Annotated in this window: 28 protein-coding genes; 11 read left to right on the top strand and 17 right to left on the bottom strand. The window is 46.6% G+C overall.

Annotation, left to right across the window (positions count from 1 at the left end):
* Nucleotides 1-16: 16 nt before the first annotated feature.
* From ACYVF1_RS14735 to ACYVF1_RS14685, 11 genes are all read right to left on the bottom strand, one after another.
* Nucleotides 17-604, bottom strand: a complete 588-nt coding sequence (locus ACYVF1_RS14735; RefSeq protein WP_461079993.1) for a PDDEXK family nuclease — start codon at nt 602-604, stop codon at nt 17-19.
* A 34-nt stretch (nt 605-638) separates the two neighbouring features.
* The gene (locus ACYVF1_RS14730; protein ID WP_461079991.1) at nt 639-1136 is read right to left on the bottom strand and encodes a DUF4494 domain-containing protein; all 498 of its coding nucleotides are present in this window, start codon (nt 1134-1136) and stop codon (nt 639-641) included.
* 12 nt (nt 1137-1148) lie between these two features.
* Nucleotides 1149-1514, bottom strand: coding sequence for a hypothetical protein (locus ACYVF1_RS14725; protein ID WP_461079989.1), 366 nt, complete (start codon nt 1512-1514; stop codon nt 1149-1151).
* Between the two features lie 21 nt (nt 1515-1535).
* Complete coding sequence (locus ACYVF1_RS14720) at nt 1536-2180, bottom strand: DUF551 domain-containing protein (RefSeq protein ID WP_461079987.1); 645 nt, start codon at nt 2178-2180, stop codon at nt 1536-1538.
* Between the two features lie 14 nt (nt 2181-2194).
* Nucleotides 2195-2983 (bottom strand): hypothetical protein, encoded by a 789-nt coding sequence (locus ACYVF1_RS14715; protein ID WP_461079985.1) that lies wholly within the window; start codon nt 2981-2983, stop codon nt 2195-2197.
* A gap of 147 nt (nt 2984-3130) precedes the next feature.
* Nucleotides 3131-3331 (bottom strand): hypothetical protein, encoded by a 201-nt coding sequence (locus tag ACYVF1_RS14710; protein WP_461079983.1) that lies wholly within the window; start codon nt 3329-3331, stop codon nt 3131-3133.
* A 197-nt stretch (nt 3332-3528) separates the two neighbouring features.
* A complete protein-coding gene (locus ACYVF1_RS14705; RefSeq protein WP_461079981.1) occupies nt 3529-3870 on the bottom strand; it encodes a helix-turn-helix domain-containing protein in 342 nt (113 codons plus the stop codon).
* A complete protein-coding gene (locus ACYVF1_RS14700) occupies nt 3867-4055 on the bottom strand; it encodes a hypothetical protein (RefSeq protein WP_461079979.1) in 189 nt (62 codons plus the stop codon). The genes ACYVF1_RS14705 and ACYVF1_RS14700 overlap by 4 nt, the downstream gene beginning before the upstream one ends.
* A gap of 5 nt (nt 4056-4060) precedes the next feature.
* Entirely contained in the window at nt 4061-4279 is a 219-nt protein-coding gene (locus ACYVF1_RS14695) for a hypothetical protein (RefSeq protein WP_461079977.1), read from the bottom strand.
* A 12-nt stretch (nt 4280-4291) separates the two neighbouring features.
* Nucleotides 4292-5071 carry a phage antirepressor KilAC domain-containing protein gene (locus tag ACYVF1_RS14690; protein WP_461079976.1) on the bottom strand — a complete coding sequence of 260 codons (780 nt, stop codon included), beginning with the start codon at nt 5069-5071 and terminating at the stop codon, nt 4292-4294.
* A gap of 4 nt (nt 5072-5075) precedes the next feature.
* Nucleotides 5076-5330 carry a hypothetical protein gene (locus ACYVF1_RS14685; RefSeq protein ID WP_461079974.1) on the bottom strand — a complete coding sequence of 85 codons (255 nt, stop codon included), beginning with the start codon at nt 5328-5330 and terminating at the stop codon, nt 5076-5078.
* 50 nt (nt 5331-5380) lie between these two features.
* Here ACYVF1_RS14685 and ACYVF1_RS14680 point away from each other — a divergent pair, with 50 nt between their 5' ends.
* The 9 genes from ACYVF1_RS14680 (at nt 5381) to ACYVF1_RS14640 (ending at nt 13732) form a co-directional block, all read left to right on the top strand.
* Entirely contained in the window at nt 5381-6331 is a 951-nt protein-coding gene (locus ACYVF1_RS14680; protein ID WP_461079972.1) for a hypothetical protein, read from the top strand.
* 72 nt (nt 6332-6403) lie between these two features.
* Nucleotides 6404-6898 (top strand): hypothetical protein, encoded by a 495-nt coding sequence (locus ACYVF1_RS14675; RefSeq protein ID WP_461079970.1) that lies wholly within the window; start codon nt 6404-6406, stop codon nt 6896-6898.
* A 15-nt stretch (nt 6899-6913) separates the two neighbouring features.
* On the top strand, nt 6914-7690 hold the full coding sequence (locus ACYVF1_RS14670) for a hypothetical protein (protein ID WP_461079968.1): 777 nt from the start codon (nt 6914-6916) through the stop codon (nt 7688-7690).
* A 46-nt stretch (nt 7691-7736) separates the two neighbouring features.
* A complete protein-coding gene (locus tag ACYVF1_RS14665) occupies nt 7737-8948 on the top strand; it encodes a hypothetical protein (RefSeq protein ID WP_461079966.1) in 1212 nt (403 codons plus the stop codon).
* Nucleotides 8949-9013: 65 nt separating this feature from the next.
* Nucleotides 9014-10735, top strand: coding sequence for a hypothetical protein (locus ACYVF1_RS14660; protein WP_461079964.1), 1722 nt, complete (start codon nt 9014-9016; stop codon nt 10733-10735).
* Between the two features lie 66 nt (nt 10736-10801).
* Nucleotides 10802-11179, top strand: a complete 378-nt coding sequence (locus ACYVF1_RS14655; protein ID WP_461079962.1) for a L,D-transpeptidase — start codon at nt 10802-10804, stop codon at nt 11177-11179.
* Between the two features lie 128 nt (nt 11180-11307).
* Nucleotides 11308-12318, top strand: coding sequence for a hypothetical protein (locus ACYVF1_RS14650; protein ID WP_461079960.1), 1011 nt, complete (start codon nt 11308-11310; stop codon nt 12316-12318).
* A 168-nt stretch (nt 12319-12486) separates the two neighbouring features.
* A complete protein-coding gene (locus ACYVF1_RS14645) occupies nt 12487-12792 on the top strand; it encodes a hypothetical protein (protein ID WP_461079958.1) in 306 nt (101 codons plus the stop codon).
* A gap of 52 nt (nt 12793-12844) precedes the next feature.
* The gene (locus tag ACYVF1_RS14640) at nt 12845-13732 is read left to right on the top strand and encodes a S1 family peptidase (protein WP_461079956.1); all 888 of its coding nucleotides are present in this window, start codon (nt 12845-12847) and stop codon (nt 13730-13732) included.
* 155 nt (nt 13733-13887) lie between these two features.
* Here the strand turns inward: ACYVF1_RS14640 and ACYVF1_RS14635 are convergent, their stop codons facing one another.
* The 6 genes from ACYVF1_RS14635 to ACYVF1_RS14610 all read right to left on the bottom strand — a co-directional run bounded on the left by ACYVF1_RS14635 (nt 13888) and on the right by ACYVF1_RS14610 (nt 24489).
* Nucleotides 13888-15234, bottom strand: coding sequence for a tyrosine-type recombinase/integrase (locus ACYVF1_RS14635; protein WP_461079954.1), 1347 nt, complete (start codon nt 15232-15234; stop codon nt 13888-13890).
* 634 nt (nt 15235-15868) lie between these two features.
* Nucleotides 15869-17308 (bottom strand): RagB/SusD family nutrient uptake outer membrane protein, encoded by a 1440-nt coding sequence (locus ACYVF1_RS14630; protein WP_461079952.1) that lies wholly within the window; start codon nt 17306-17308, stop codon nt 15869-15871.
* 93 nt (nt 17309-17401) lie between these two features.
* Entirely contained in the window at nt 17402-20611 is a 3210-nt protein-coding gene (locus ACYVF1_RS14625; RefSeq protein ID WP_461079950.1) for a SusC/RagA family TonB-linked outer membrane protein, read from the bottom strand.
* Nucleotides 20612-21168: 557 nt separating this feature from the next.
* Entirely contained in the window at nt 21169-22464 is a 1296-nt protein-coding gene (locus ACYVF1_RS14620; protein ID WP_461079948.1) for an alpha/beta hydrolase family protein, read from the bottom strand.
* Nucleotides 22465-22677: 213 nt separating this feature from the next.
* Nucleotides 22678-23397, bottom strand: coding sequence for a LytR/AlgR family response regulator transcription factor (locus ACYVF1_RS14615; RefSeq protein ID WP_461079946.1), 720 nt, complete (start codon nt 23395-23397; stop codon nt 22678-22680).
* Between the two features lie 12 nt (nt 23398-23409).
* Nucleotides 23410-24489 carry a sensor histidine kinase gene (locus ACYVF1_RS14610; RefSeq protein ID WP_461079944.1) on the bottom strand — a complete coding sequence of 360 codons (1080 nt, stop codon included), beginning with the start codon at nt 24487-24489 and terminating at the stop codon, nt 23410-23412.
* Between the two features lie 68 nt (nt 24490-24557).
* On the opposite strand from ACYVF1_RS14610, the gene ACYVF1_RS14605 reads away from it, so the two are divergent.
* Both ACYVF1_RS14605 and ACYVF1_RS14600 read left to right on the top strand, forming a co-directional pair.
* Nucleotides 24558-24692, top strand: coding sequence for a hypothetical protein (locus ACYVF1_RS14605; RefSeq protein ID WP_461079942.1), 135 nt, complete (start codon nt 24558-24560; stop codon nt 24690-24692).
* A gap of 39 nt (nt 24693-24731) precedes the next feature.
* Entirely contained in the window at nt 24732-25301 is a 570-nt protein-coding gene (locus tag ACYVF1_RS14600) for a dihydrofolate reductase family protein (protein ID WP_461079940.1), read from the top strand.
* The last annotated feature ends 30 nt before the right edge of the window (nt 25302-25331 follow it).

The following is a 25331-nucleotide window of genomic DNA, read 5'->3' as shown; positions in this document are numbered from 1 at the left end:
TGATTAAACCTACTTCTTAACTATATCGCAAGGAATCACGAGCTATAGCTCTCAGTGCGCTGTATGAAAACTGCTTACGGGAAGGATTACCATTGTCTGACATGCTGTAATTTGAGCCTTCCGTTCGATGAAAACGTATCCCATCAAAGTCAAATTTGTATTCATACAAAAACACCGTGGAGCATTCAAATTCCTGGGCATTGGAAACCGTACGGACTAGCGGCAAGAAATTCTGACTGTGATTGATAGACTTCCCGATAAGGTGTATACCAAAATACAGATGCAGATTAAGATTCAATTCGCCGAGGAAATGCCGAACTGCCTCCATATATCGTAATGCCTGACCAAGCGCATTGACATCAATCGCTTCCTTTTTAAGCTCATAAATATCAATAGCACACTCCCGGCTACCATTAGGAAGCTTATGGCCGTACCAGTTAAATGACATAGTGATTAAGTCAGCTACGCCATAATTCCCTAAGCCAACTTGCCGAAGCATGGTACCACTAATTTCCAAACCGCGTTCGGTAAGAAATTTACGACCCGCTTCCGTGCCCGCTGCTTCCCAAATCATGGTTTCAATCTCCTTTTCTGATATCTCCATAGCAACTAACGATTAGGTATATACGCAGGTGCGTTTATTGCACTTCTAATTCACTGACGGGCGCCAATTCTGCCTCATCGACGTAGGGGAAAATCTCCAGAATCTTTGTCGTATTTACGTCCGTGATTTCAAACGGATCAAGCGCCGTTTTCAACGCCTGTTCCACGCGTTCATACGCCTGCTTGGGATTCTCGGCATTCACCAGCAAGAGATTTGGCGTTTTCTTTTGTTTGCCCGTCCGTTCATCATCCGTGATAAAGACAGCTTTCACTTTGAACCACGTTTCCCCGCCGTCTTCGTGCGAAAATATGTCGGCCAGCTTCATGCGGTTGACGGCCGTAATCTCAAAGTCGGGCGTATTGGCCGCGATTTCCTGATAAAGCCGTGCTTCGGCATCCGTAAAACTCACTGCATCGACCAGATAGGCTTCTGTAATGGTTTCCTGTTTGATGAATTCCTGTAACCGAGTACCGACAGTACCTTCGTCGATTGGCTTCTGATAACGGATTTTTCCTAAAAACCAGTTTGGCATAATTGTAAAGGGTTAAGGGATAAGTTGAATGTTTGTATTCGGCCACCACTCATGCTCGGCCAACTTTTCGTTTACTAGGGCGGTCAGTGGAGCAAACAATTCAATAGGTATCTTATCAATTGTTTCGCCAAGTACATCATCTTCATCGGCACACTGATCCTGATCACGAACGTGATCGGCTATCATGTCCTTTATGCATTTGGCAGTGATACTATAAGCCTTTGATTCTTTGCCTACAATCCAATACGTATCTTCTTCAAGCTCATCCGTAGCTACGTCGTCGATATCTTCCACATGCGAGTAGCCATCCTGTATACACTTTGTGTAACCAGCTACCAATGCAGCTTCGACAGTCATTTGCTGAAATTCTTTAGCCATATAGATATGGGTTAGGCTATCTTAAAATTTAACATTGTCATCGTCAGTACCTTGAGTAGTCCCTTCACTACCATTGAGCTGTTTTTTTAGCTCATCGTTTTCGCGCTTCAGATTACGTACCTCATCCAGAATGGATCGATAGGGATAGTCGGACCGACCACCGATGGAGTAATCCGGCCAGTTGTGCAGTAAGCCATTAAGCTGCTCATCACGTAGCTTATCGATGGCCGTGTTCAGTAGTTCAATTAATCCACGCAGACGGGCATTCTTTTCACCATGCGTTCCGGCTAGGCCAATTGATTCAGTGATCATGACCACCGACCGGAAATACACCAACGTATCCTCAGTCATGCGTTTACGCTCACCAATAGCCGAAGCCGATTCCCGTTGGTAGTGACGTAGAACGCTTCCGATTTTATCGGCTAAACTGCCACAGTGATACGTATGAATAATTTCCTGATGGGTTTTTAGGATGCGTTCCAATTGAGGATCGACCCATTCAGCCTCTTCATCCAGCCATTCTACCAATTGATTATTGTTGCCAGTTGCCGATTCATTGTAGCCGTCATTGTTGCGGGTGTATTGGGCCATAATGCCCTGCGAATCTTTGATAACTACCTGTTTACCTTCTTGCGGCAAACGGTCGGTAAGTTTTATCCATTTCATACGTATAGATTGATTTAGGCCATGGCCCGTGGGCGATTGAGTTGATAGAATCGGCTGGTAGTGGCGTTATAGCCCATACCCTTGGTAAGCGCGTGTTTCTTAAGGGCTTCCAGATTGGTTTTGATATCAGCCTCCGATAGAAAAGTCAGTTTGGCAAGCTTAGCCGCATGTTCATCCCAGTCGCTGGCACTGTCAGCACCCAAACCCTCCACATAGGACTGCCAGTTGGTAAGTAGTCGCTCATTTTCTTTACGGACGTAGTCCGGTGGCGGTACTTCGTTGCCCGAAAGCAATCCTGGTACCTGTTGTTTCACCTGAGCCACTTTTTCGGAAATCGTAGTGCCACCGACCGATACGCCTTTGGTTTCGAGTTCAGCCTTCAAATAGAATTTATGGCCGAACAGATCCAGAAAGTATTGGCGAACCCCTCTGGCCAGCGCCAGATCGTACAACGTATCCACCGAAACCGGTGGATTGAATTCAGCCTGATCCAGTTTTACGCTGCCCAGCTTCCGGCCGGATTGAGCGAAACTGAGCTCACAGGTGGTATCGGTACGTTTTAGGGTAAAACTGTACGTCCCCGATCGCTGAATAACCCGTTCGATCAGGATCCGTTCGACTATACACTGACGGCCGTTGACCGTTACTCCGTTGAGGCTTTCCAGTACCGTAAGGCCTAGCGTTACGCCTAAAAACATTTTCAAATACGCTTCATCATGGTTATCGTAATAACCAGCCAGCGATAAATTATTGGCCAGAATATCCAGTTCAGCGTGTGATGTGGGTGTAAGGAGTGGGTGCATGAGCGGGGAGGGGTACAGTTTTATTGTGTATGTATAAGTACATTTCAATGCAGATGACAATGATGATGACCATCAGGACCGGTAGCAGATACTCCGTGCAGATAAAAAACAGTCGGTCGTTTGTCAGACCGCCGAACCGTATCTTTTTCATCGATCGAACAGCAGATAGCCGATTCCGTAGGCAAAAGCTACCGAGCCAATGGACAGATACAACGTATAGAACCAAGCGGCACGCGCCGTTTTCTGCTCGTACTTATGGACACCGAACCACTGCCAGACCAGCGAGCGCTGCACCTTGTAAAAGGCACGTTTGGGGTATTTGGCCAGCGCGAAAAGATGCGCCTTCAACCGGCGAAGGGTGTAGACTGCCCTTACCCTTGGTAGGGCTTGATAGTTTGCCATTGTTTTCATTGATTTGTATATAAATTAGAAAGTTGCAGTACGAGCCCTGGCCATAGCCGGGGTTTTGTCTTTAGAGAAGGTTTAGAAAGATCCGGGACTATCGCCCCGGTCTTTAGCCTAAAAACCCTCTTTATTGCCAGTGATTAATCCGGCAACGTCTTTTGGTTGCGTCTGGAACGCGTTGCTCCTTTTTCGTGGAGCAGTGCTGAATAATCGGCTCCTTTTCCGCTCAGATAGTCCTTTAGCTGTTCCCGGTAGAAATAAAGCCGGTTATGTTTCTTAAAATGAGGGATACGGCCTATGTTGCAGTAGATCGTCTGCACCGTTATGCCCAGTAGCTTAGAAGCCTCTTCGATTTGAATCGGCTGACTTTCGTCAACCTGTAGCTGAGCCGTCTGGGCCTTGGAAAGCAGCCCCAGAATGAGCGACATCGTGCTTTCTACCCGGTTTAGCTGGGTCTGCAATTCTTCAAAGGGATTCGTCATACCAGTTGGCGGGCCTGCACCCGTTTATTGATTTTATACACCGTCGAGCGGGCTACGTTGAATTTTTTCATACTGCTCAGTACAGCGGCCTCTTTCATGGCCCCCCGCTGGATCAGACGGGTATAGTAGTCGTTTACTTTGCGATCAGTGGTTTCCTGCTTTCGACGGGCGGGTGTTTTGAGCATGGCAGTCAGGTGGGGCTGGAATTGATCAGATACACCAGCTGAAACAGACAGCCCGATTCCTTCGGTGCTTTCGACAGGCTGACATGGACGCCCAGCTGTTGAGCGGCACGTATGGCCTCCGACAATTGAGCCACGCTCTGATTGACATGGTTCATGGCCTCTACTACAGAATTTGCAGGTGGCGTAACCGGGTCTGTCTGTTCCAAATTGGCGTACGTTTTCATCACATTTATGGGTTAGGCTGTAGCTGGTTGAATGGCTTGAGACGAGGGCGAAAGCGCCGGATTGAGTAGCGTATGAATGAACTGCCTGCCCTCTTCGGTCCAAACCAGCAAATGTTCCGAGCGCAGGGTACCATCACTACCATCATGCGTGAAGGTTTTCAGCTTGACGTATCCCTTGCCGGTATATTTGGCCGTCAGGTTCCAGATGCCGCTCTGTTTGTACTGCACTCCTTTACTAGCCAGCAGCTTGTTGAGCTTAACGGCACTCATCCCGAGTTCCTGAGCGATTTTTGTAGTCGTTAAGGTTGACTCGCTGGAGAGTACCGTCTGGGCATAGGCAGCCTGGGGCCGGAGTTCGGCATTTTCAAATAAAAGCGCCTGCTTTTCCTTCTGCTCCCGAATCCAGACTTCTGCCCGACGTATCGGATCGTCGATCTGGTAGGAGGGCAACGAACGTTGCTGCATACTCCGTCGGGCCTCGGCAAAGGAGCGAACCAGTACCGATTTGAATTCGACGACGCGTTCCGAGTTGCGTGACAACGTACCGACGAACAGTGATTGATCTTCGGTCAGGTAAGCATAAATCTGTTCATTAACAGCACCTACCGAGTTGGTGACAGTCCCGATTTCAAATCGGACCTGTCCAAAATCCTTTTCAATTGCTGGCAGATAATCCCGAATCGTTTTTATCAAACTGGGATGCTGAATGTGCAGTCCAATGGCGAAGTCGAGCGTACTAACTACTGCCTGACCTTGCGCATTGTAGGATATAGGTAGGATGATGTTGCTCATAGCATTAAGCAGTTGCTGATTGACTTAATTCCTTAATCGGATTTGCGGCAATCCGCTCCATCCAGTCTACTTCGCTCTGAGCGACAGGATTGTTACCACTGACTTTGTTGTCAAATGTTCCTCCTACGATGCAAAAACCTTCACAGAACAGCTGTTTGGCCATACGCCGATGGTTGTAGCTCAGCCGCTCATAAGCCGTTTTGAACTGAAAAGTCAATTCATTTTGCCGTTTGGTTAATTGTCTGCCTTTTTTTATCATTGTACTTCATAGGTTTGCTATGAGTGTTCATCTTATCTCATTCAAATACTATGCAAATTTATGTCCAAGGACATAATATGTCAAGCGATAGAGCATATTTTTTTATGCCCAGTAAAGATATTATAGAAAACCTCAATCAAGAATTTATCTTAAGTCCTAAAAATCAGAGGCTTAGGGATGTGTTCGAAGCATTAAAGGCTAAACGAAAAGCTGAGCCTGGAAAGAAAAAATATACGCAACAGGAGTTTGCTCAGAGCATAAAGTCAACACAAGCACATATTTCCAAGGTGTTTAGTGGCGAAAAGCCTATTGGGGAAATAATAGATGAAAAGGTTATCCGGCTCTTAGGTGTTAAAAAGCTATGGTGGGAGACCGGTGAAGGGGAGATGTTTGAAAAGGATCCAGGTCGCCCTATTCGCTTAAGTGAAGTCAATTTGGAGAACCCTGGGCAACCTCGAAAAACAATTGAAGCTATTCCGCTTGACTTCGTTGACGAAACCGATGTAACTACGAATAGCCAGGGTACTGAGTTTAGAGATCTGAAAAACGGCTATGTGCTAGCCACTATTGAGTTTGTACCCGAATATGCTTACGCTAGTTATCCACACGGCTGGCGTGACCCTGAATGGTTAGATAAGTTGCCCAAACATTCTATTATCCTACCTAAACGCGACCATAATCGCTACCGATCCTTTGAAGTTAGTGGCGACAGTATGGACGACGATTCTAAGCAATCAATCAGCAACCGTGACACTGTTACAGGCCGTCTCATTGAGCCAGACAATTGGAATAGTAAAACATTTATTACAGTAGGTAAAGATTATATTATATCCGGCCCTGATGGTGTGGTGATAAAGCGCATTGCTCGGTATGACGTTGTTAATGGCACACTTACTCTGACTTCGCTTAACCCCGATAAATCAGCCTTCCCGGATTATGATGTGTCGCTTCAAGAAGTTTTTGAGGTATATCGAGTGGTAAAAGTGGAACAAAATCGATAATAGGTGAAAAATAAAACGGATGGTTAGATCATTTTGCGATTAATATAAAAACACACCCTAAACCTCCTAATAATGAAATACTTTTACTTTCCGCTATTTATTGCATTTAATTTATTATGTCCACTTGCAAAAAGTCAGGACTGTGCAAGTTTATTGATTGCAATGAAAGATGATTTTGAACCAGATCGAAAAGGGTTTGAAAGTAAAGAAATTAAACTGGTAAGCGATAAAGGCAACAACACCATGATTGTACTCTCAAAGTCTAACATGGGCCTTTTTTTTGCAATGGCTGTTAGTACTATTTGTGTAGATAAAGGCACGGAGTTGAAATTTCTGTTTGAGGATAAGTCAATTGAAAGCGCCCAGCAAACCAATAAGTATAATTGTAATGGTATGTCGGTATTTTGGCTTGAGCCAGAATATATGAATACTATAAAAAATAAACTGAAATCTCAAAAACTATCAGGATTAAGATTAATGGCAGAATCGGGATACCAAACATATAAATTTACTCAATCTGAATCCGATCTTCTATATAATATATATAACTGCATTATCCAGAAATAACTATTCATTTCCTCTATGAAACTACTTTTTACCTTCCTCTTCTTGTTGCCTGTAATGTCGCTTGCTCAGGACGAAACCCAATTTGTTTCGCCATTGGATGAACGGTATAAATTTGCTGCTCCTGTTCTAGTTAATGTATTAGAGGCAACTCCATTACGAGAGAGCACACTACAGGGAGCGTCAATTCTGGCTACGATCCCCAAAGGCACACAAATAACGATTACACACCGTGATCGTGGACACTATCGCACCAAATACGGGCACAAGTTTGGCTTTGTACATTTTCTCTATATCGATGGGGATTTTAAGGCCTTTAAGGCACACACCTTTGAAAAATCAAAAGATAGGTCTATTTCACTATACGAAGAGGAGATTGATAAAGATACTGTTGTCTATGGCTATGTGAATGTTGAGCGGTATTTGAAAGAGAAGCCAGCCTATAGCGCCAAAAATATCTATACCATACCTGAACAGACCGTCCTAAAACTTACGCCTTATAACGACATGTATTGGTCTACCGAAGTTGGGGGATTTTCTGGCTATATAGGCAGGGCTATTGTCACGTTTAAAGGCAAAACACCGGAAGAGGCTATTGCTGCCTCAAAGCCGGTACCGGAGTCAAAAACGAGTAGTGTAGAAAGCTATGGAGGGTATAATTGGGAAAGCCCTAAACGCCGTACATCAGTAGCACGCACCTATTCCCAATATTATATCCGCGGGCCACGTGGCGGCTGCTATTACCTAACTGCCAGCGGACGAAAACAATACGTTGATCGAAGTCTTTGCAACTAGCTATGTCGGTTAACGACGATTAGTATCCTTTCCTAAGCCTCATACTATGAAACTACTTTTTACCTTCCTCATCGTATTGCCTTTTTTGTCGCTGGCTCAGACGAACGTAGTTAATACCTCGCCAAATTCTTTTACGCCTGGTGATTATAATGTTATTATTGGCTATTTGTCTGGAAACAGCAAAGCAGTCGGTGAAAGTAATGTAATGATTGGCGTTGGCACAGGGATACAATATACTACAGGTAGAGATAACGTCTTTATTGGGAATTCGGCTGGGAACTACAGTACTACAGGAAACTTTAACACTTTTTTAGGTAGCCAAGCTGGTTTATACAATAGATCTGGAGAATATAACACCTTTTTAGGATATGGCGCTGGAACAACCAATAATGGCAACTTTAATACATTCATTGGTTTACAGGCAGGCTACTCTACTGACTCAGGGAATAAAAATGTCTTCATGGGTTCCACATCAGGTTTTAAAAATACAGCTGGCTTTGGAAATACATTTATTGGAAGTGAAACAGGTACAAATAATACTATTGGCACATTAAATACAGCTATTGGATACCAATCTGGTTTGTCAAATGTACTTGGTGTTAGTAATACCTTTCTAGGAACTTACTCTGGGGATGGAAGTATATCTGGCGCAGAAAATACATTTGTTGGCTATCACACAAAAAGTGGTTCAGGGGACTTGAGTAATGCAACTGCCCTTGGCGCTAATGCTATCGTAAATACTTCTAATTCTATAGTACTTGGGGATACGACTCGTATTATTAAAGTGGGTATTGGCACTGCATCCCCTCGTTACCCGCTCGATGTAAAAGGCGTCATTAACCTCCGTAACAACGGTACCATCAAATTTAGCCACCTCTCCAACCCCTTCCTACGTAACGGCTACACCGATCAGTTTCTCTCCGTCAACGAAAACGGCGAGACGGTGATGGCCAGATACCGGCTCCGTACCGAGAAGCCGTCGGATTGGGCGGACAGGGTATTTGAACCCGGCTACAGACTCCAATCGCTTTCCGATGTTGAGCGGCACATCAGAGACAACAAGCGATTGCCGGATATGCCATCGGCGCAGCAGGTGACCGAGGAGGGGGTTGATCTGGTCAAGATGAATGCGCTACTACTACAGAAAGTTGAGGAGCTGACGCTGTACAGTATCCAGCAGCAAAAAGAGAATCAATCCTTAAAATCGGATGTAGCCCTGCTCAAAGCCCTGATGAAACAGGTACTGGAGAAGAAATAAATTGCTGAGTAATCTGATAAACAGGTCAGTCCTATTTCCTGAAAATCCTTATTAACCAATTACTTATGAAACGAATTGTTGCCATTCTACTTTGCTCTTTCGTGCTGCTTTACCGGCCTACTTTTGCCCAGGATAATCTGATGCTCACCTCACCAGCCTCTCCCGCGCCGGGTCTGGGTAACGTACGGGTGGGTATCAATGCGGGCAACGCCACCTTGAGCGGGCAATACAACACGGTCAGCGGTTATTATGCGGGCAATGCCTTGAGTAACGGCTCTAATAACACCTTATATGGTACCAGTGCGGGACGGGCTATCACCACGGGAAATGACAACACGTTCATTGGCAATAATACAGGCTTTAGTAACACAGCCAGCGCGAACACGTTTTTGGGAAGTCAGGCGGGGGAAAAGAACACCACTGGATTCGCCAATACGTTTTTGGGTCGGCAGGCGGGAACGCTCAACACGACAGGTAATGTTAATTCCTTTGTGGGCCATCAGGCAGGCTTTTCTAACACGACAGGTAGTTATAATTCCTTTGTGGGCCATCAGGCAGGTTTTTATAACACAGTGGGTTACTATAATGCCTTTGTGGGTTATCGGGCGGGCTATTCTAATTCATCAGGCTACCAGAATACCATCATGGGGGGTGAGGCAGGTATCGGCAACACGACAGGTAGCGACAATGTCTTCATGGGGTATCATGTCGGCTCAAACAACACGACGGGTAGCAGTAATGTCTTTCTGGGTTCGTCAGCGGGCTATGTTAACACGACGGGTGAAGGGAATACCTTTGTGGGCTTTAAGACAGGTCTCTTTAATGCGACAGGATCCCAGAATACGTTTTTGGGCTTTTCGGCGGGCTATAACACCAGGAGTGGTCAGCAGAACACAGCGCTGGGTCAAAATGCTAATTTTTCCAATCGGACCGGTTCGGGCAACATAGCCGTCGGTTCAGGAGCCAGTTTTAGCAACGTCACTGGCAGCTTCAACGTCATTGTGGGCGATTCGGCGGGCTATAACAACAAAATCTCGGGCAACACCTTCATCGGTTCCAAAGCAGGCTATCAGGCCACTACCGGGGCCAACAATGTGTTTATGGGCTACCAGGCGGGCTATGGCAACACCACCGCCAGCAACAACGTATTAATTGGCCCCTACTCCGGTACGGCCATCACCACCGGCAGTAACAACATTATGCTGGGTTCGAACACGCAACCCACCAGCAGCACCCTGACTAATGCAGTGGCTATCGGCACCAATGCTACGGTAGCTTTAAGTAACGCCATTGTGCTAGGCGATCCAACTAACACTAGCATTGCCGTCGGCATCGGCACTGATTCGCCCCAGTATCCATTGGACGTACGGGGTACAATCAACCTACGCAACAATGGCCGCATCAAGTTTGCCCACCTCAGCAACCCACTACGTAACGGCACAACTGACCGGTTCCTGACGGTGAACGAGCAGGGTGAAACCGAACTGGCCCGGTACCGGATCAGCATCGACAATGTGAATCAGTGGAGCGATAAGGTGTTTTCGCCTACGTATCAGTTAAAGCCACTATCTCAGGTCGAGCAGTACATTCAACAGAACAGTCATTTACCCGATGTTCCCTCAGCGGAACAGGTGAAAGCGGATGGGGTGGATCTTGTGAAGATGAATGCGTTGCTTTTGCAGAAGGTGGAGGAACTGACACTGTATAGTATTGAGCAGCAGAAACAGATTCTTGAACAGCAAAAGCGCATCGAGAGGCTAGAAAAAGTATCAACAGGAAATCGATGAGCTAAATGAATTGATTAAGCGAAATAAACATTACTAATCTTTCACGCCAAACCTTTCTATATTACTATGTCACTCACCAAACGCATTGTAGTGGATTTAAGCCACCAAACGCTGACAGCCTACACAAGTGGCCATCCTACATACACGTTTCACTGCGCTACCGGCGATTCTAGTAACCCGACGCCACCTGGTCCCGCTTTCCGCATCTATCGGAAAGAGAGGTATCACATAAGCTCACAATTTCATGTACCTATGCATCATGCCTTGTTTTTTAATCACGGTATAGCTATTCATGAAGCGCAAATGGTTGGTTTAGTTTCCTATTTAAAAGTTGGTGGTGCTGATTTTTTCGGCTCCCATGGGTGTGTTCGATTATCTGTTCCCGATGCCACTACGCTCTTTGACTGGGCTGAAATAGGCACGCAAGTCGAGGTGAAAAGTTAATGAATGCGTTACTGCTTCAGAAGGTGGAGGAGTTGACGCTGTACAGTATTGAGATGAAGAAGGAGATTGAGCAGTTGAAGCGGCAGGTAACAAGAAAATTCCCAAAAACACAGAAATAATTAATTTGAATGGAAGATAAAAACACACCATGGAAACATTTTGAACGAACCGCAATTGTCATAGGTGCATTAACAGGTATCATTGGTGCAATTGGCTTATTCATTCAATTACAATCTAAAACCACTCAAGTAGAATATCAAATTATATCTCAGGATTACTTAACATCTAGTAACAATATACCTGGATTAAAAGCTAATTATGAGTATTCAGATATACCTGTAAAAAACTTATGGCTTATTAGATTTAAATTGGTAAATACAGGAGATGAGACAATAACACATGCAGGTTCAAACCAAAACTTGATCGATTCAAGTATCGTTTTTGAGTTTTCTAAAAGTATTCAAATTTTGGATAAAATAAGTTTGCAACAAAATAATTTCCCCGATCATAAATTAATACGTATTGATAGCAATAAGCTGTCTCTTTCGTTTAAGCAATGGAGAAAGAATGAGTTTGGATTATATTCTATGTACATCAAATCTAATCAAAAAGATGTACAATTAATACCAAAAACTGAACGTGTATTAAAAGATGGTGATATCAAAGTAGTTGATTTGACTGAAAATCAAAATAAAAATAAAGTAAATCAATCTATGCTTGATTATATTATAGCTAATCCACTAAATGGTATGTTGAGATTTATGGGAATTGGATTTGCCTCTATATTATTTATTTTAACTACTCTTTACGTTTTTGTTGGTGAATTGTTTCCTTATGTGGTATACTTATTTTGGAGGTGGAGATATTATGATCGATATATAGATTTTGTCGATTCAGAAAATGTTGAAGATTACTTAAACGGAATTCCTAGAGAAGTCTATCTAATAGACACAAGAGTAATTAAAAGAAATCCACGTTTATTAAGATCACAAACAAAATTTTGGAATAATTTTAAAGGCAAGAAGCCGCCAGAATTAGGTTCGATAAACTCCTTATATGAGGTTGTTAAAGTATTGGGTGTGTTTTTCTTAATATCAATCATTTGCCTTCCTATTATTTTAGGCCTTTGGATACTATAATAAACTGTAAATGTTTAATGCAGAATTAGTTCTAATCAAAATGAATGTGCTGCTGCTTCAGCAGTGGAGGAGCTGACGCTATATGTGATTGAGCAGCAGAAGCGGATTGAGAAGCTGGAAGGGCGGTAAATAAAGAAGTAATTATATAAATACAATCAAATGGTTAGAATGATAGCGACGGTACATCTCCACACATTTCATAGAGAGCTTATTGTACCTGTATTTGATTACGATTTCCTGGATGCACAATTGGCTAAAATAAAATTTTTCAAATTTGTAATCGATGAAAATATAACGAAAAAAGGGTATTTACTGCCTCCTGGCCTGTACATGGCTTATTCAGATTTGACTATTCCTGAAGCATGTAAGGCGATACGGGAGGTTGCCGATGTAACGGGGAGGGATTACTCTGTATTCGTAGCAGAGTATGATGGAGCACAGTGGTATAATTTGAAGGAAATCGAACTAGGTTAATATTTGAGTTCGGTATGTAAATGAGTAATTAGGTAATTATATAAATGATAAAATGAAGCATTCTGTAATTCTCTTTTTACTACTGTTAACTATTCATTTTTCTTTTGCGCAAATACCTTTAGGCAAAGCCAGAATAGATCGGCTAAAATCTTCGGTTGTACGAATTCATGTTAATGGCCAAAGTTCAGGGACTGGTTTTTTTGTTCTTGATGATGGCAATGGATGGGTAGCCACTTGTTGGCATGTCATTCAGCCTGCTATTGTCTTAGATTCACTTGGAGTTTTTCGCGGTGAAGTAAGGAAAATTGATATTGAATTAACCTCAAAAGAGCGAATAGAGGCCGAAATACCTGCAAGCTTAGTTAATACGCAAAGTGCTTTTACTGAAGTTGAGTCTAAAGATTACTGCCTGTTAAAATTAAAAACAAAGCCCAAAACTCCGTTTGTGACGTTAAAGCTTGGCAGATGGAAGGATATAAATGAAGGCGATTTAATCTACTCTTCTGGTTATCCATTAGCTATTGAGCATCAGGTGCCCACGCAAGGTATGTTTTCAGTAAAGACAGTCGATACCTTAAATGGATTAAACGGACAGAAAATTTTGCGTCAATCCGCTTTACTTGACTTGACAATGAATAAGGGAAATTCAGGTGGACCTGTTCTAAAATTTGGTAAAACGGCAACTGAAGATTTAGTGATTGGAATAGCTACGTTTATTATAGTTCCTTATGCACAACTGCTTCAGAGGGCATCTTACGAATCCCAGATTTATGGTAGCCGATATGATATCCGATTTCGTTTTGATGAAAAAGATAAGGGGTTTAGCCAGATGCAAACATTTAATACATTGGCCAATGCTTTAGCTGCTAATTCGATTGGGGTAAGTGGGGCCGTTTCAATTGACTATTTAGTTCGATTTATTGGTCCTTCCAAGAGGTAAATAACGGCCTTCGCTATAATGTTCAGGATAGGTTATTTTGAAAGATTTTATTGCTAAAGAATCCAGTCGCCCGGCCCTCTGCCGATCTGGAACCCCAGGCCCGAAACCCCGGAGGGTCATACAAATATTGTTAGTAAAACAACTATTTGCAATATCTACAATAAATTACTCAAGTACTTCTTGGTTTGCTCATCCTCAAAGCTACCCAGATAATCCTGGGTTGTCTTGATGCTGGTATGGCCCAGTGATTGGGAGATAAACGCTAAAGGCGCTTCACTACGTAGCAGGATGGTGGCAAAGGAGTGACGGGCGGCATAGGTGGTGATTTCACTCTGGATGCCTAATTGCTGGCCAATCTCGGCCATGTACTTATTGGTGAGTTTGGTGATTGAATTAATCACGGATCGCTGCCGGGTGGCGTCCATGATTGGCTCAAGGTACGGAAATACGTAATCCGACCCACTCCGGCGTTTATTACCCCATCGCTCCAGAATGGCCAAACTTTCCTCAAATAAACTGGCCGTAATTTTAACCTGTTTGGCTTTGCGGGTCTGGGTGGTTTTCTGGCGAACGAACGTCAGGGTTTTGTTTTCCAGATCCAGATCCTTCCAGCGAAGGTGCAGCATATCGGCAAAATTCATCCCGTTGCACAGATATGAAAAGACCCAGAAGTCTTTACTGCGGGCGGCCATGGAATCCGGCTCGACGGCGTAATCAATGATTTTACGTACCTCTTCTTTGGAAAGGGCTTTTTTGGTATTGACGCTGGCCGGAATGACGTAGCCTTTTTTGCCAAACGGGTACCCGTCGGCCGCAATAACACCGGCCAGTATTGCCTCATTGTAAACAGCGCGTAGGTTCCGGCAGTAAATACTGATCGAGGTGAGCGTAGCCGGGGTAGGGGCCGAGTGTTTACTCCTCGGGGCCATGCCGTAAAGCAGCATCCACTGCTCGTAGCGCCGAAGCAGTTTGGGCGTAATCAGGGCAAAGGGCAGGCCCTCCAGGGGCTGAAGCTGGCCCCAGATGTCTTTGTGATCTTTTGGCGTCAGACTAGCCATAAACCGCTCGAAGGAACGGGCCGTGGTCGTGTAATTTTTGGAATTGCCGACCCGATCTTCCGCTTTGAGCCGCTCGGCTTTATGGTCCAGCATGGCAATGGCATCCGTTTTTTGGTACAGCTGACCTTCGGGCGCCTGAAAAGCGGCCTTGAAGGCCTCAAAACTAAATGGTTTTAGTTCGGCCAGGATCCGCTCGGCCCGCTCCAGGTGCGGTTTGATCTTATCCCGGTACAGGTTGCGTATATCATCCCCCGTATTTTTGGGTTTGTTTTTATGCCAGTTCAGGATCCGGTTAAAATCAGAGGGCTTGAGAATAACTCCCTTTTTTTCGGGCAGCGCAAACCGGATGCGGGTACCCTGATACGACACGCGGATTTTAACGCTGTAGAGCTTATCTTTGGTCTGATTGTAACTGAGCTGGAGACTGGCCTGATGGGGGTTCATAAGGAGCTATAAAATGGCCCGAAGAATGGCCCGAATATACATAAACTCCCGAAAAAATAGTTTATCGGAGTTTATATAAAACCCTCCTTTTTTTATCGTAAAGGGGTTATTTATGAGGGAATTATAGACAAACACCTATAAGTCAAAAAGGCGTCTCATGTGACTTCTAAGCAGACGGTCAAGCGTTCGAGTCGCTTCGGGATCACTCAGGGAATCAAAGAGTTACACTAAAAGATGGTGTAACTCTTTTTTGTTGGTGTACGTTATGGTTTACAAAAGGGAATGGGTTTCTTAGCAACCTTTCTAATGAGTTACTTCTAGACACCTGAGATAAGTTTATTGAGCATACACAAGTAATGCCTTTGGTAAGGTAACTTAATTAAGAATAATGGACATATTTGTCATATCGTTATATTTTAGCATGATATGGAATTTCGGTTGCGTATACTTAGAACAACTTCCACATCCCTATCCTGTACATTGTCAGCCTGAAGTGGACAGATGCGGGTAAAAAGAAAAGATTTATTTTGTGAAAGATCTGGTCAATTTTGCGACTATTAATGAAATTGCTTCTACTACGTTATACTGGACACTTTGTTCGTAAAGTGTCCAGTATAACGTAGTAGAAGCAGGCTCAATATCCCGGATTTTGTGGGAAAGCTGTTGGGTTGTTATACGTATCGATTTCAGCCTGCGGGATCGGGTAAAGAAGCCGGTTGGCCGGAACAGTGATGTTTGTCAGTTTTAGCGCATCGATGGCCGTTCCGGTACGTACCAGATCAAACCAGCGGTCATTTTCCAGCGCCAGTTCCAGCCGCCGTTCGGCAATCACAGCGTTGCGAAACGCAGCCTGAGTATTTACTTGCGCTTCGGTGTAGAGTGGCGCGCCCGCCCGGCTTCGCACCTGATTCAGCGATGCCAACGCTTCACCGTTGAACTGGATGGACGATTCCCCTAAAGCTTCGGCGTACAGCAATAGTACGTCGGCGTAACGTAGCACGGGAAAATCATTTCCTACGTCATTGGTGGCAGACACCTCGTCGTACCACTTACGCGGTACTACGTTCACATTGCTCGGCACCGGAATCTGCACCGTTAGTGGTTGCCGTTTATCGCCAGTTGGATAGGCCGCACGTAGCGAAGGTTCAATATTGTCGCCGATGTTGGTGCCGTACCACAAGCCGTGACCTTCGGGCAGCGCACCACCCACGCCTTTTTTAAACTTAACGGCAAATACGATCTCGGCGTTGTTTTTATTGCTCACCAAAAACACATCCGCTACGTTAGGCAGAAGCCGATACGTATTGCTGCTAATAACCTCACGTAGCGGGGCTATGGCCTGACTAAATTTTTTCTCGGTCACCAGCACTTTGCCCAGCAATGCTTTGGCGGCCCCTGACGTAGCACGGCCTACATCGGCGCCGGTATAGCTGGCGGGTAGGTTGGCGGCTGCATCGGTCAGGTCTTTTTCGATGGCCGTATAAATGTCAACTACTTCGTTACGTATGTACGAACGCGACTCCGTTGTATTACCTGCCTTCAGCACCAGCGGCACCTTGCCCCACAGACGTACCAGATTGAAATAGGACAACGCCCGGATAAACTGGGCTTCTCCTTTGTAACGGGCTTTCAGCGTCGCATCGAAACTGACCGCGTCAATCTTATCCAGAATCAGGTTCGTGCGATTGATACCTGTATACAGACTACCCCACGTATCGCGCAGAATGGTATTGGTAGTTGGCTCAATGAACCGGTCTATGTTATACCGTAGTCCGGCGTTGGATGATGGGTCATTGTCGAGCACATTGTCGCTACGTGCTTCGAGCAGTGTATTGAAATCACCCCCATACTGATTGCTCGACTGCAATACATCGTAGGCTCCGTTAACGGCGTTGTTAAAATCGTTGGCAGTTTTATAAAAATTATCCGCGTTCGGCTGCGACTGTGGCGTCAGATTCAGAAAATCAGACTGGCAGGAGCTGATAAAGAGTGAAAGTGTGAAAGAGCGAAAGAGTGCCGCTAGCGGAACCGCGAGTCGCTTAGGTATGGTAAAGTAAGAGAGTAATTGTATCATGTCAAATAGAAATTTATGAATGAGCAAAACGAAAGGCGAAAGTAGAAGTGACTAAATCACTCTTTCACTCTTTCATTCTTTCGCTCTTTAAATCTAGAAGCTGAGGTTAACTCCAATCGACGTAGTACGTGCCAGTGGGTACGTTCCATAGTCTTCGCCCTGCGAAAGCGCATTGTCGGGGCGGGCGCTTACATCTGGATTATAGCCGGTATACTTTGTGAATGTAAACGGATTCTGCGTAGTGGCGTAAATACGTGCCCGACTCAAACGGAGCCGTTGCAACAGGGCCGTTGGGAGCGTGTAGCCCAGCGTAATTGTACGGATGCGAACGTATGAACCGCTTTCAATATGCCATGTCGAAATCTCGCCGTTCGAGCCGGTTGCCAATCGGTTGGCGCGGTTCACTAAGCCATTCCCAACGTTTTCCGGCGATTGCCAGCGATTCAAAGCCCCCCGGAACTGATTACCATTACCCTCCGAGTTATAAATATACCGCCGGATCAGGTTCATAATCTGGTTACCCTGTACACCCTGCAACGTAGCGCCGAGGTCAAAACCAGCGAAAGTGAATCGGGTTGTGAAGCCAAAAGTGTATTTCGGGAAATAACTGCCCGTTACGGTCCGGTCGCTGCTGAAATCGATTTTCCCGTCGCCGTTGGTGTCTATAAACCGGAAATCGCCGGGTTTGGTGGTACTTGTGTGCGGGTACGCATCCACTTCCGCCTGGTTTTTGAACACACCGTCGTACTTCATCGTCCAGTACTGCCCAATGGGTTCACCAATGCGGGTGATAAACTGTGCTCCGGCCACTCCACCCGACACAATAATCGGGTCGCCTGATGCGCCAAGTGCCCGTACGGTGTTGCGGTTCGTGGCGATGTTGGCGTTGGCTGACCACCCAAACCGCCCAAAAGTTTGCTGCGTACCGAGCGTAAATTCGAACCCTTCGTTATTTACTTTTCCAATGTTCTGCAACTCCGTGCTAAAGCCCGAGGTACGAGGCACCGGTACGTTCAGCAGTAGGTCGGAGGTGTTGGCGTTGTAATAATCAACGGTCAACGTCAGTCTGTTACGTAGAAAGGCCGCATCGAAACCTATATCAAGCATGGCCGTTTTTTCCCACTTCAGTTTGTCGTTGGCCGAGTTGCCGGGAGCCAGTCCGCTGACAATGCTTTCTGGCCCAAGCACGTAGTTCTGGTAGTTGAGCAGACTCACCGAGCCGTAATTGGGTATCTGAAAATTACCTGTTAATCCATAACTAGCCCGGACTTTTACGTCGCTGAGCCACGATACATTTTTCAAAAAAGCCTCCTGTGATACGTTCCAGCCGGCCGATACACTCGGGAAATAACCCCAGCGGTTGGATGCGCCGAAGCGAGAGGAGCCATCGGCCCGGATTGCTGCCGACAGTAGGTATTTGCCGTTATAATCGTACTGCGCCCGACCAATGTACGACAGCAGCGACCACTCCTGAAGGTCGGTGCCTCCCGCCGTAACCTGCCCGGCATTGAGCGTCTGTACGAGGTCGTTGGGGAAGTTGGTCGCGGTTAATTCACTGGCGGTTCGACGGTCTTTCTGGGCTGAGAAACCGGCCAGCACCGCGAGATTATGTTGGCCGAAACTCCGGCTATAGTTCAGCGTATGTTCGATTAGCCAGTTGATATAATTCTGCGTTCGCGAAAATCCAGTCGGGATAGATGGCCCCTTGCGGTCGCGGATTTCGACGGTGGATGGTCGGTAATAATCTCGTTGAAAGCTGTTTAGATCTACTCCAACACTGAGCCGGTACGAAAGCCCTTTCGTGATGTCATACTGTGCGTAGGCATTTCCCAGAAGCCGCAGCTGACTTAATTTATCTTTCACTTCTTTGGCTACAGCCACCGGGTTCAATATCGACGTAGCACCATATCCCCAGCCGTTCGCATCGAAATTGTAAGAGCCATCGGCATTATAAACGGGAAAAAGGGGAGGCATCTGCACCGCCAGCCCGATAACACCATCGGCCAGATAAGGCCCTTCGGCTTTGATTAGGTCGTGATACGAATACGTAGGGTTAAAGTTGAAACCCACCGATAGACGACCCGTTTTCACATCAAGGTTGGCGCGTGTGCTGTAGCGTTTATAGCCCGAATTAATAACCGTCCCTCGCTGGTCGAGGTAATTGCCTGATACGTAGTAACGCGCATTGGCGTTGCCTCCGCTAATCGACAGTGTGTGGTTATGAATAGGTGCAGATTGGAAGATTTCGTCCTGCCAATCGGTGTTGGTTAGTCCAGGCTGCCCTGTCAGATAGGGGGTTACCTGCGGGGGAATCAACGTACTGGGAGCGCCTACACCACGATTCCGAATATCGTTGGAGTCGGTGATTTTGCCAGTCGGATTTCGTTCGAGATACGCGTTGTTTTTGGCTTCGGCATTCAGGGTAGCGTATTCGTAGGCGTTGAGCAGGTCTAATTTTTTACTCACCTGCTGAACGCCCACAAACGCGTCGTAGCTGATCGTCGTCTTGCCTTCTTTTCCCCGTTTGGTGGTCAGTAACACCACGCCGTTCGATCCCCGCGACCCATAAATAGCTGCGGCTGAGGCATCTTTCAGCACCTCAATACTCTCAATGTCATCGGTGTTGATTGTACTCAGTACGTTGACCGGGTTGTCGGGAAATTGCGTATTGGTGCTGCCCGTAGCAAACTTGGTATCTCGCGAGAGCGGTACGCCATCGATAACGTAGAGCGGGTCCAGCCCCGCGCTGATGGAACCGGTTCCCCGCACCCGCACCTGAAGAGCGGCACCGGGCGCTCCCGATGTTTGCACCACCTGTACACCGGCAATTTTAGCGGCAATGGCATTGTCGAAACTCACAACGGGCTGATTGGCAATATCCCGCGCCCGTACCGACCCAATAGATGTAGTGATGTCGCGCCGATTCTGAACCCCGTAACCAACCACCACCACTTCGCTGAGGGCATTGTCGGTGGCGACTAGCTGCGCATCCACAACAGTACGGTTGCCAACCGTCTGTTCAAGAGGCTGATAGCCAATGAACGAAAACACCAGTACGGGAGACGCTACGTCTGGAGGCAGGCTGATTCGGTATTGCCCACGTGTGTCGGTGGTAGTACCGGTAGTTGTGCCTTTAATCTGCACGGTAGCGCCGGCCAGCGTTTCAGCCGACGTAGCATCTTTAACCGTACCAGTCAGGATGGTTTGCGCCCGGCTGGTAATGGCCAGCAGACAAAAAAGAGCAAAAAGCAGCCATCGCTTGTGTTGACTGCTACGTAGACGAGTAAGTAGTAAATAATCCATATTGACAGGTTGTAAAAGTTAATTTCTCAGATTTTGCTTTGAATCAGGGTTAGCGGTACGTGTTAAACGGAATGGAAGAAAGCCATTTACGAGTGTCGGTTGAAATTCAATTAAACTAGTTTTATTCTATCTAGAAAGTAGATTGAAGGCGAAAATAAATAAGCCAGTACGTAGCTGACTTGTCTTTGGGAAGGTTAAGAAAGAGAAATGCGTAAGGGTCTGGCAAAAATGGCGAACCAAATTCAATCTACAAATGAAACCGACAGAAAATTGATGGCCAGTTGTCCATAATTCTTAATTCATCACCCAAGAAGCTGTTTAAACTTTTAGAACAAAGTTGGAAATGAGTGATTTTGTCATTCCGACGGAGGAGGAATCTTAATGTATCCTTACTTGAATGTTAGGATACATTAAGATTCCTCCTCCGTCGGAATGACAAAAAACCTCTAAGCAAAAGCCTAAACAGGCTACAATTCGACCTTATAAACGTCCGAATGAAGGACGATACCACCTTTCAGGAAGAAATCTTATTACCCATAAATATCTGGCAGTTGGGTTTAAGGTTTGGCGTGGCGCATTTCCAGCCCTACCGACATGCGAGGTTTGAAACCAGGCCACCCCTCAGCCGCTTCGGCCGCTGGTAAATCCAAATACTTTTTATAATCCATAGCCTTGAGGTGAATGCCTAAAAAAGCCGTCACAAAGTGCTGATTTATATTGTTAATCCGATGCTCGTTCCAGGCTGGCTCCGCATAATGCATGTATTCATCCGCTGATACACCGGGTTGCAGAGAAGCCAATGGGGGCGGATTGGGCGCTACGTTATGGCGGGCATTAATGTAAGTTAACAAATACCGATCCGCGTTCATAGCGCCTTCATAAATCGCTTTGATACCTTTTTCGTAACCAGACACATCATCTTTACTGCCAGCGACCAAAAGAGTGGGCAGGGTCAGTCCCGCCAGACCTGTGGCATCCCAAACTCCTCGTTCCATACCCCAGGGCGCAAACGCAACTATTGCCTTAAAACGAGGGTCCAGCGACGCTTTGTAAGCTGGTGATGCCTGCGTACGTGGCTCCAGAGCCGTACTTCCTCCCGTCATCTGCCCAAATAGTTTCAACGCCTGGGGACTGTAGCCCGCTCCTGCTACGTTAAGCGCCCCATAGCCCCCCATCGAATAACCAATCAAAGCGGTATTGTCTGCGTTAAGCAAGCCCGCCAGAAAACTTCCACTGGTTTTCCCCGATAATCGGGCCATTTCGTTCAGCACAAAACCATCATCCAGAGAGCGGTTCAGCAGCGTGCTGGGAAAGCCAGCCAGATCGCCATAGGTCGATTCGGTATGATCGATGGCCGCCACTACGTAGCCTTTGGAGGCCAAGTTTTCGGTCAGGTAAGTCAGCAATAGTCGCGATCCGGGATAGCCGTGCGATACAATCACCAGTGGATAAGCTCCTCCATTAGGGTCGGGCTGAGCGTCGCGAGCGGCCCGTCCCAAAAATGTAAACGGAATAAGCGGGCGTTTGGGGTCATTGGCCCGGCCCAGGGTGGATTCATAGGTAACGGTAGGCTGTTTGTTGGCCGGAACCTGCGCCGGATACCAGACTTCAACCGTCAATGGGCGGTCATAGAGCGGGAGTTTGCCATCTTTGCCGTGGAGCACATCAGGTTGGGCCGGGTGAACCAGTTTTATCGTCCGCACCCCTACGCCATAGCTCCCCCGCGCAGCCAGCTCAGGGGCGTTGGGCAGCAGATCTCCATTGATGAAACTATCGCCAGGGGACTGGGCAACTACCAGTCTGACCGATATTAACAGAAGGACAAACGCAAAACGTATCGAACGGGTGTACATGGAGGTTTCGGGAAAGCATGTGCGTTAGCCAACTTAAGGCCAATGCCAAAGGACATATGCTAAGGACTAGATTGGACAGCTATTAAACGTTTTATTCCTAGTTTCCTACCCTAACCACATTCAATCAAATGGCCAATATCCACTACAGAATGTTTGATCAAGGTATTGCCATGCTTCAGCATCAATCAATTGTCGCCAATACGTAATCAGCGCTTACCTGTGCAGTCGGTCGGTAAGTTCACGCCGGAAGGTGATGCCCACTGGTAGTTCTGTATCGCCGATATGCAACGTATTACCAGTCAGCCGGTCGATCTTGTTGAGGGCGACAATGTACGACTTATGAATTCGGACAAACTGTTCGCCGGGTAGCCGGCTTTCCAGTTCAGCGGTGGTCAGCGGGGTTAGCAGCATACGTCTCGGCAGAAACAGTTTGACGTAGTTCCCCCAGCTTTGGGCGTACAGCAGTTCGTCTAATTTGACCCGCACCCAGTCGGCGTCAACCTTCACCATAATTGAATCAGTCGGCGGAGCTGACACTGACGCAGTGGTAGCCGATGGGCTGACAAGCCCCGGCGGTTGGGCCAGCACCCGGTCAACTGCCTTCAGGAAACGAGGAAACGGAATTGGCTTGACCAAATAATCGGTTACGCCGTAATCATAGCTCTGGAGGGCAAATTCGGTGTATGCCGTTGTCAGAATAGTTCGGGGCGTGTAGGTGAGTGAACTGAGTAACTCCAGTCCACTCAGCTCGGGCATGTTGATATCCAGAAACAGCAAATCGACCGGCTGGCGGTGCATAAAATTGAGCGCATCAAGGGCATTGTACGACTGGCCCGCCAGCACCAGCCGATCCACCCGCTCAATGTAGTTTTCCAATACGTAGTGGGCAGCAATTTCGTCGTCTACAATCAGGCAGCGGATGGATTCTGGCATTCGTTATTACGTTTACTGTTCAGCAGGAACTTCATTCATTTCCACCGATACTGGCTGGGGTTTAAAACAAGGTTGCAGCGGTATGATCAGATCAACTACGTGATTATCAGGCCACGAGCGAATAATTAACTGGTGCGTATCGGGGTAAAGCATTTCCAGTCGTTGGCGGGTATTTTCTAGACCAACTCCCGTCGATATGGGCGCTTTGGCCCGTCGGGGTACGGAATTACTCACGCGTAAGTGCAGCTTTTCATCGGCAAGTTTGATGGAAATATTCACCTCGCAGAGACCAATACCAGCCGTACCGTGCTTAAACGCATTTTCTACAAAAGGCATCAGCATCATGGGGGCCACTACGTAGTTGTCGGTTGGGTGCGTCAGGCCGGAGAAGTTTACCCGACAACGGCTGCCTACCCGCTCCATTTCCAGCGCTACGTAGCTTTCCAGAAATAGTAGTTCATCGGCCAGTGGGACCCACATCTGGCGAGTACTATCTAGCTGATAACGTAGCAATTGCGAGAGTTGCATAATCAGATCGGGGGTACGACCGGGTTCGTGCAGACTTATGCCATAGAGGTTGTTGAGCGTATTAAACAAAAAATGCGGGTTCAATTGCGAACGTAGTGTGCTCAGTTCCATCTCTTTCATACACAGACTGAAGCTCTCCTGTTGCTGGCGCTGCTCATAAAAACGATGTACCAGCAGTGGTACGTTGAACAGCAGCAAACTCACTGTGGCACAGGCCACCGCGTAGAGATAAATCATGACCAGCGAAAAGTCCCGAACGGCCTTTTCAGTGCACAGCCAGGCGTTAAACTGCATCAGAATGACCGAAAAGAGCAGCAGAATACCGACTGATATGCCAGCGTATCGACGTACCTGCCGACCGTCGAGCAGGTGAGGCAGCACGAAAAAGCGCTGAATCTGCGCGTGGCCGTAGAGCAGGCAGAAATACGCGAACTCCTGCGCAATCGGGTAGCCCGAATTAAGGAGCTCCCACGACGTCATCGAATTAAGCGTAAAAAAGCCCAGAAACAGCAACGCTTCCTGAAGCCAGCGCTGTCGGGGGCAGGTTTGCATGTTTTGCAGCATACAACCAGGCGGTTAAAAGTCAGTGAACAAACAAAGTAAGAGCGACTTACTGGAACGGCCAAGTTTTTATGACCAATTGCATTCGTCCGGATTTTGCTATGCTACGTCATCAACGGCTTTATCCGGTAACACGCTACGTGTCGGCACCGACTGCTATCCTACGTAACGTCGGCCCTTGTCGGAAATGTTCTATTTACGGGTAGGTTGCCTGATTATTTTTGCCTAAAATTTATCGCAAACGCATGAGAAAATTAGTGTTATTTCTGCATACCTCGCTCGATGGCTTCGTAGCTGGGCCAAACGGCGAGATGGACTGGATTCATGCTGATGAACCGCTATTTGAGTACGCCAGCCGAATCACTGCTGAGTCGGATACCGCCCTCTACGGGCGCGTTACGTACGATATGATGGAAAGCTACTGGCCCTCAGCCGGTGATCAGCCAGACGCATCTGAGCACGACAAAATCCACGCACGTTGGTATAACCAGGTGCCGAAAGTTGTGTTATCGAATACGCAAAAGCAGAGTGAAAACCCCAACGTTCGGTTTATCGGCGGTGACGTAGCAACACCGATTCAGGCGCTAAAACAGGAGCCGGGTAAAACTATTGTTATATTCGGAAGCCCCTCAGCGGCTCATTCGCTGATGCAGCACAACCTGATTGATGAGTATTGGCTGTTCGTGAACCCGGTTTTGATTGGAAAGGGTATTCCGGTTTTTAAAAACATCACTGACAACGTAGCACTCAAGTTAGTAGAATCGAACGTACTAGAATCAGGAGTTGTCGCGCTTCACTACGTAGTAAATAGCTAAGTGTTTGAATGGCGTTAGATTAGCTAATTT

It is taken from the genome of Spirosoma flavus (assembly GCF_054778555.1).
Note: the sequence above shows the minus strand (reverse complement) of the source record. Positions and strands in the feature narration are given on the sequence as shown.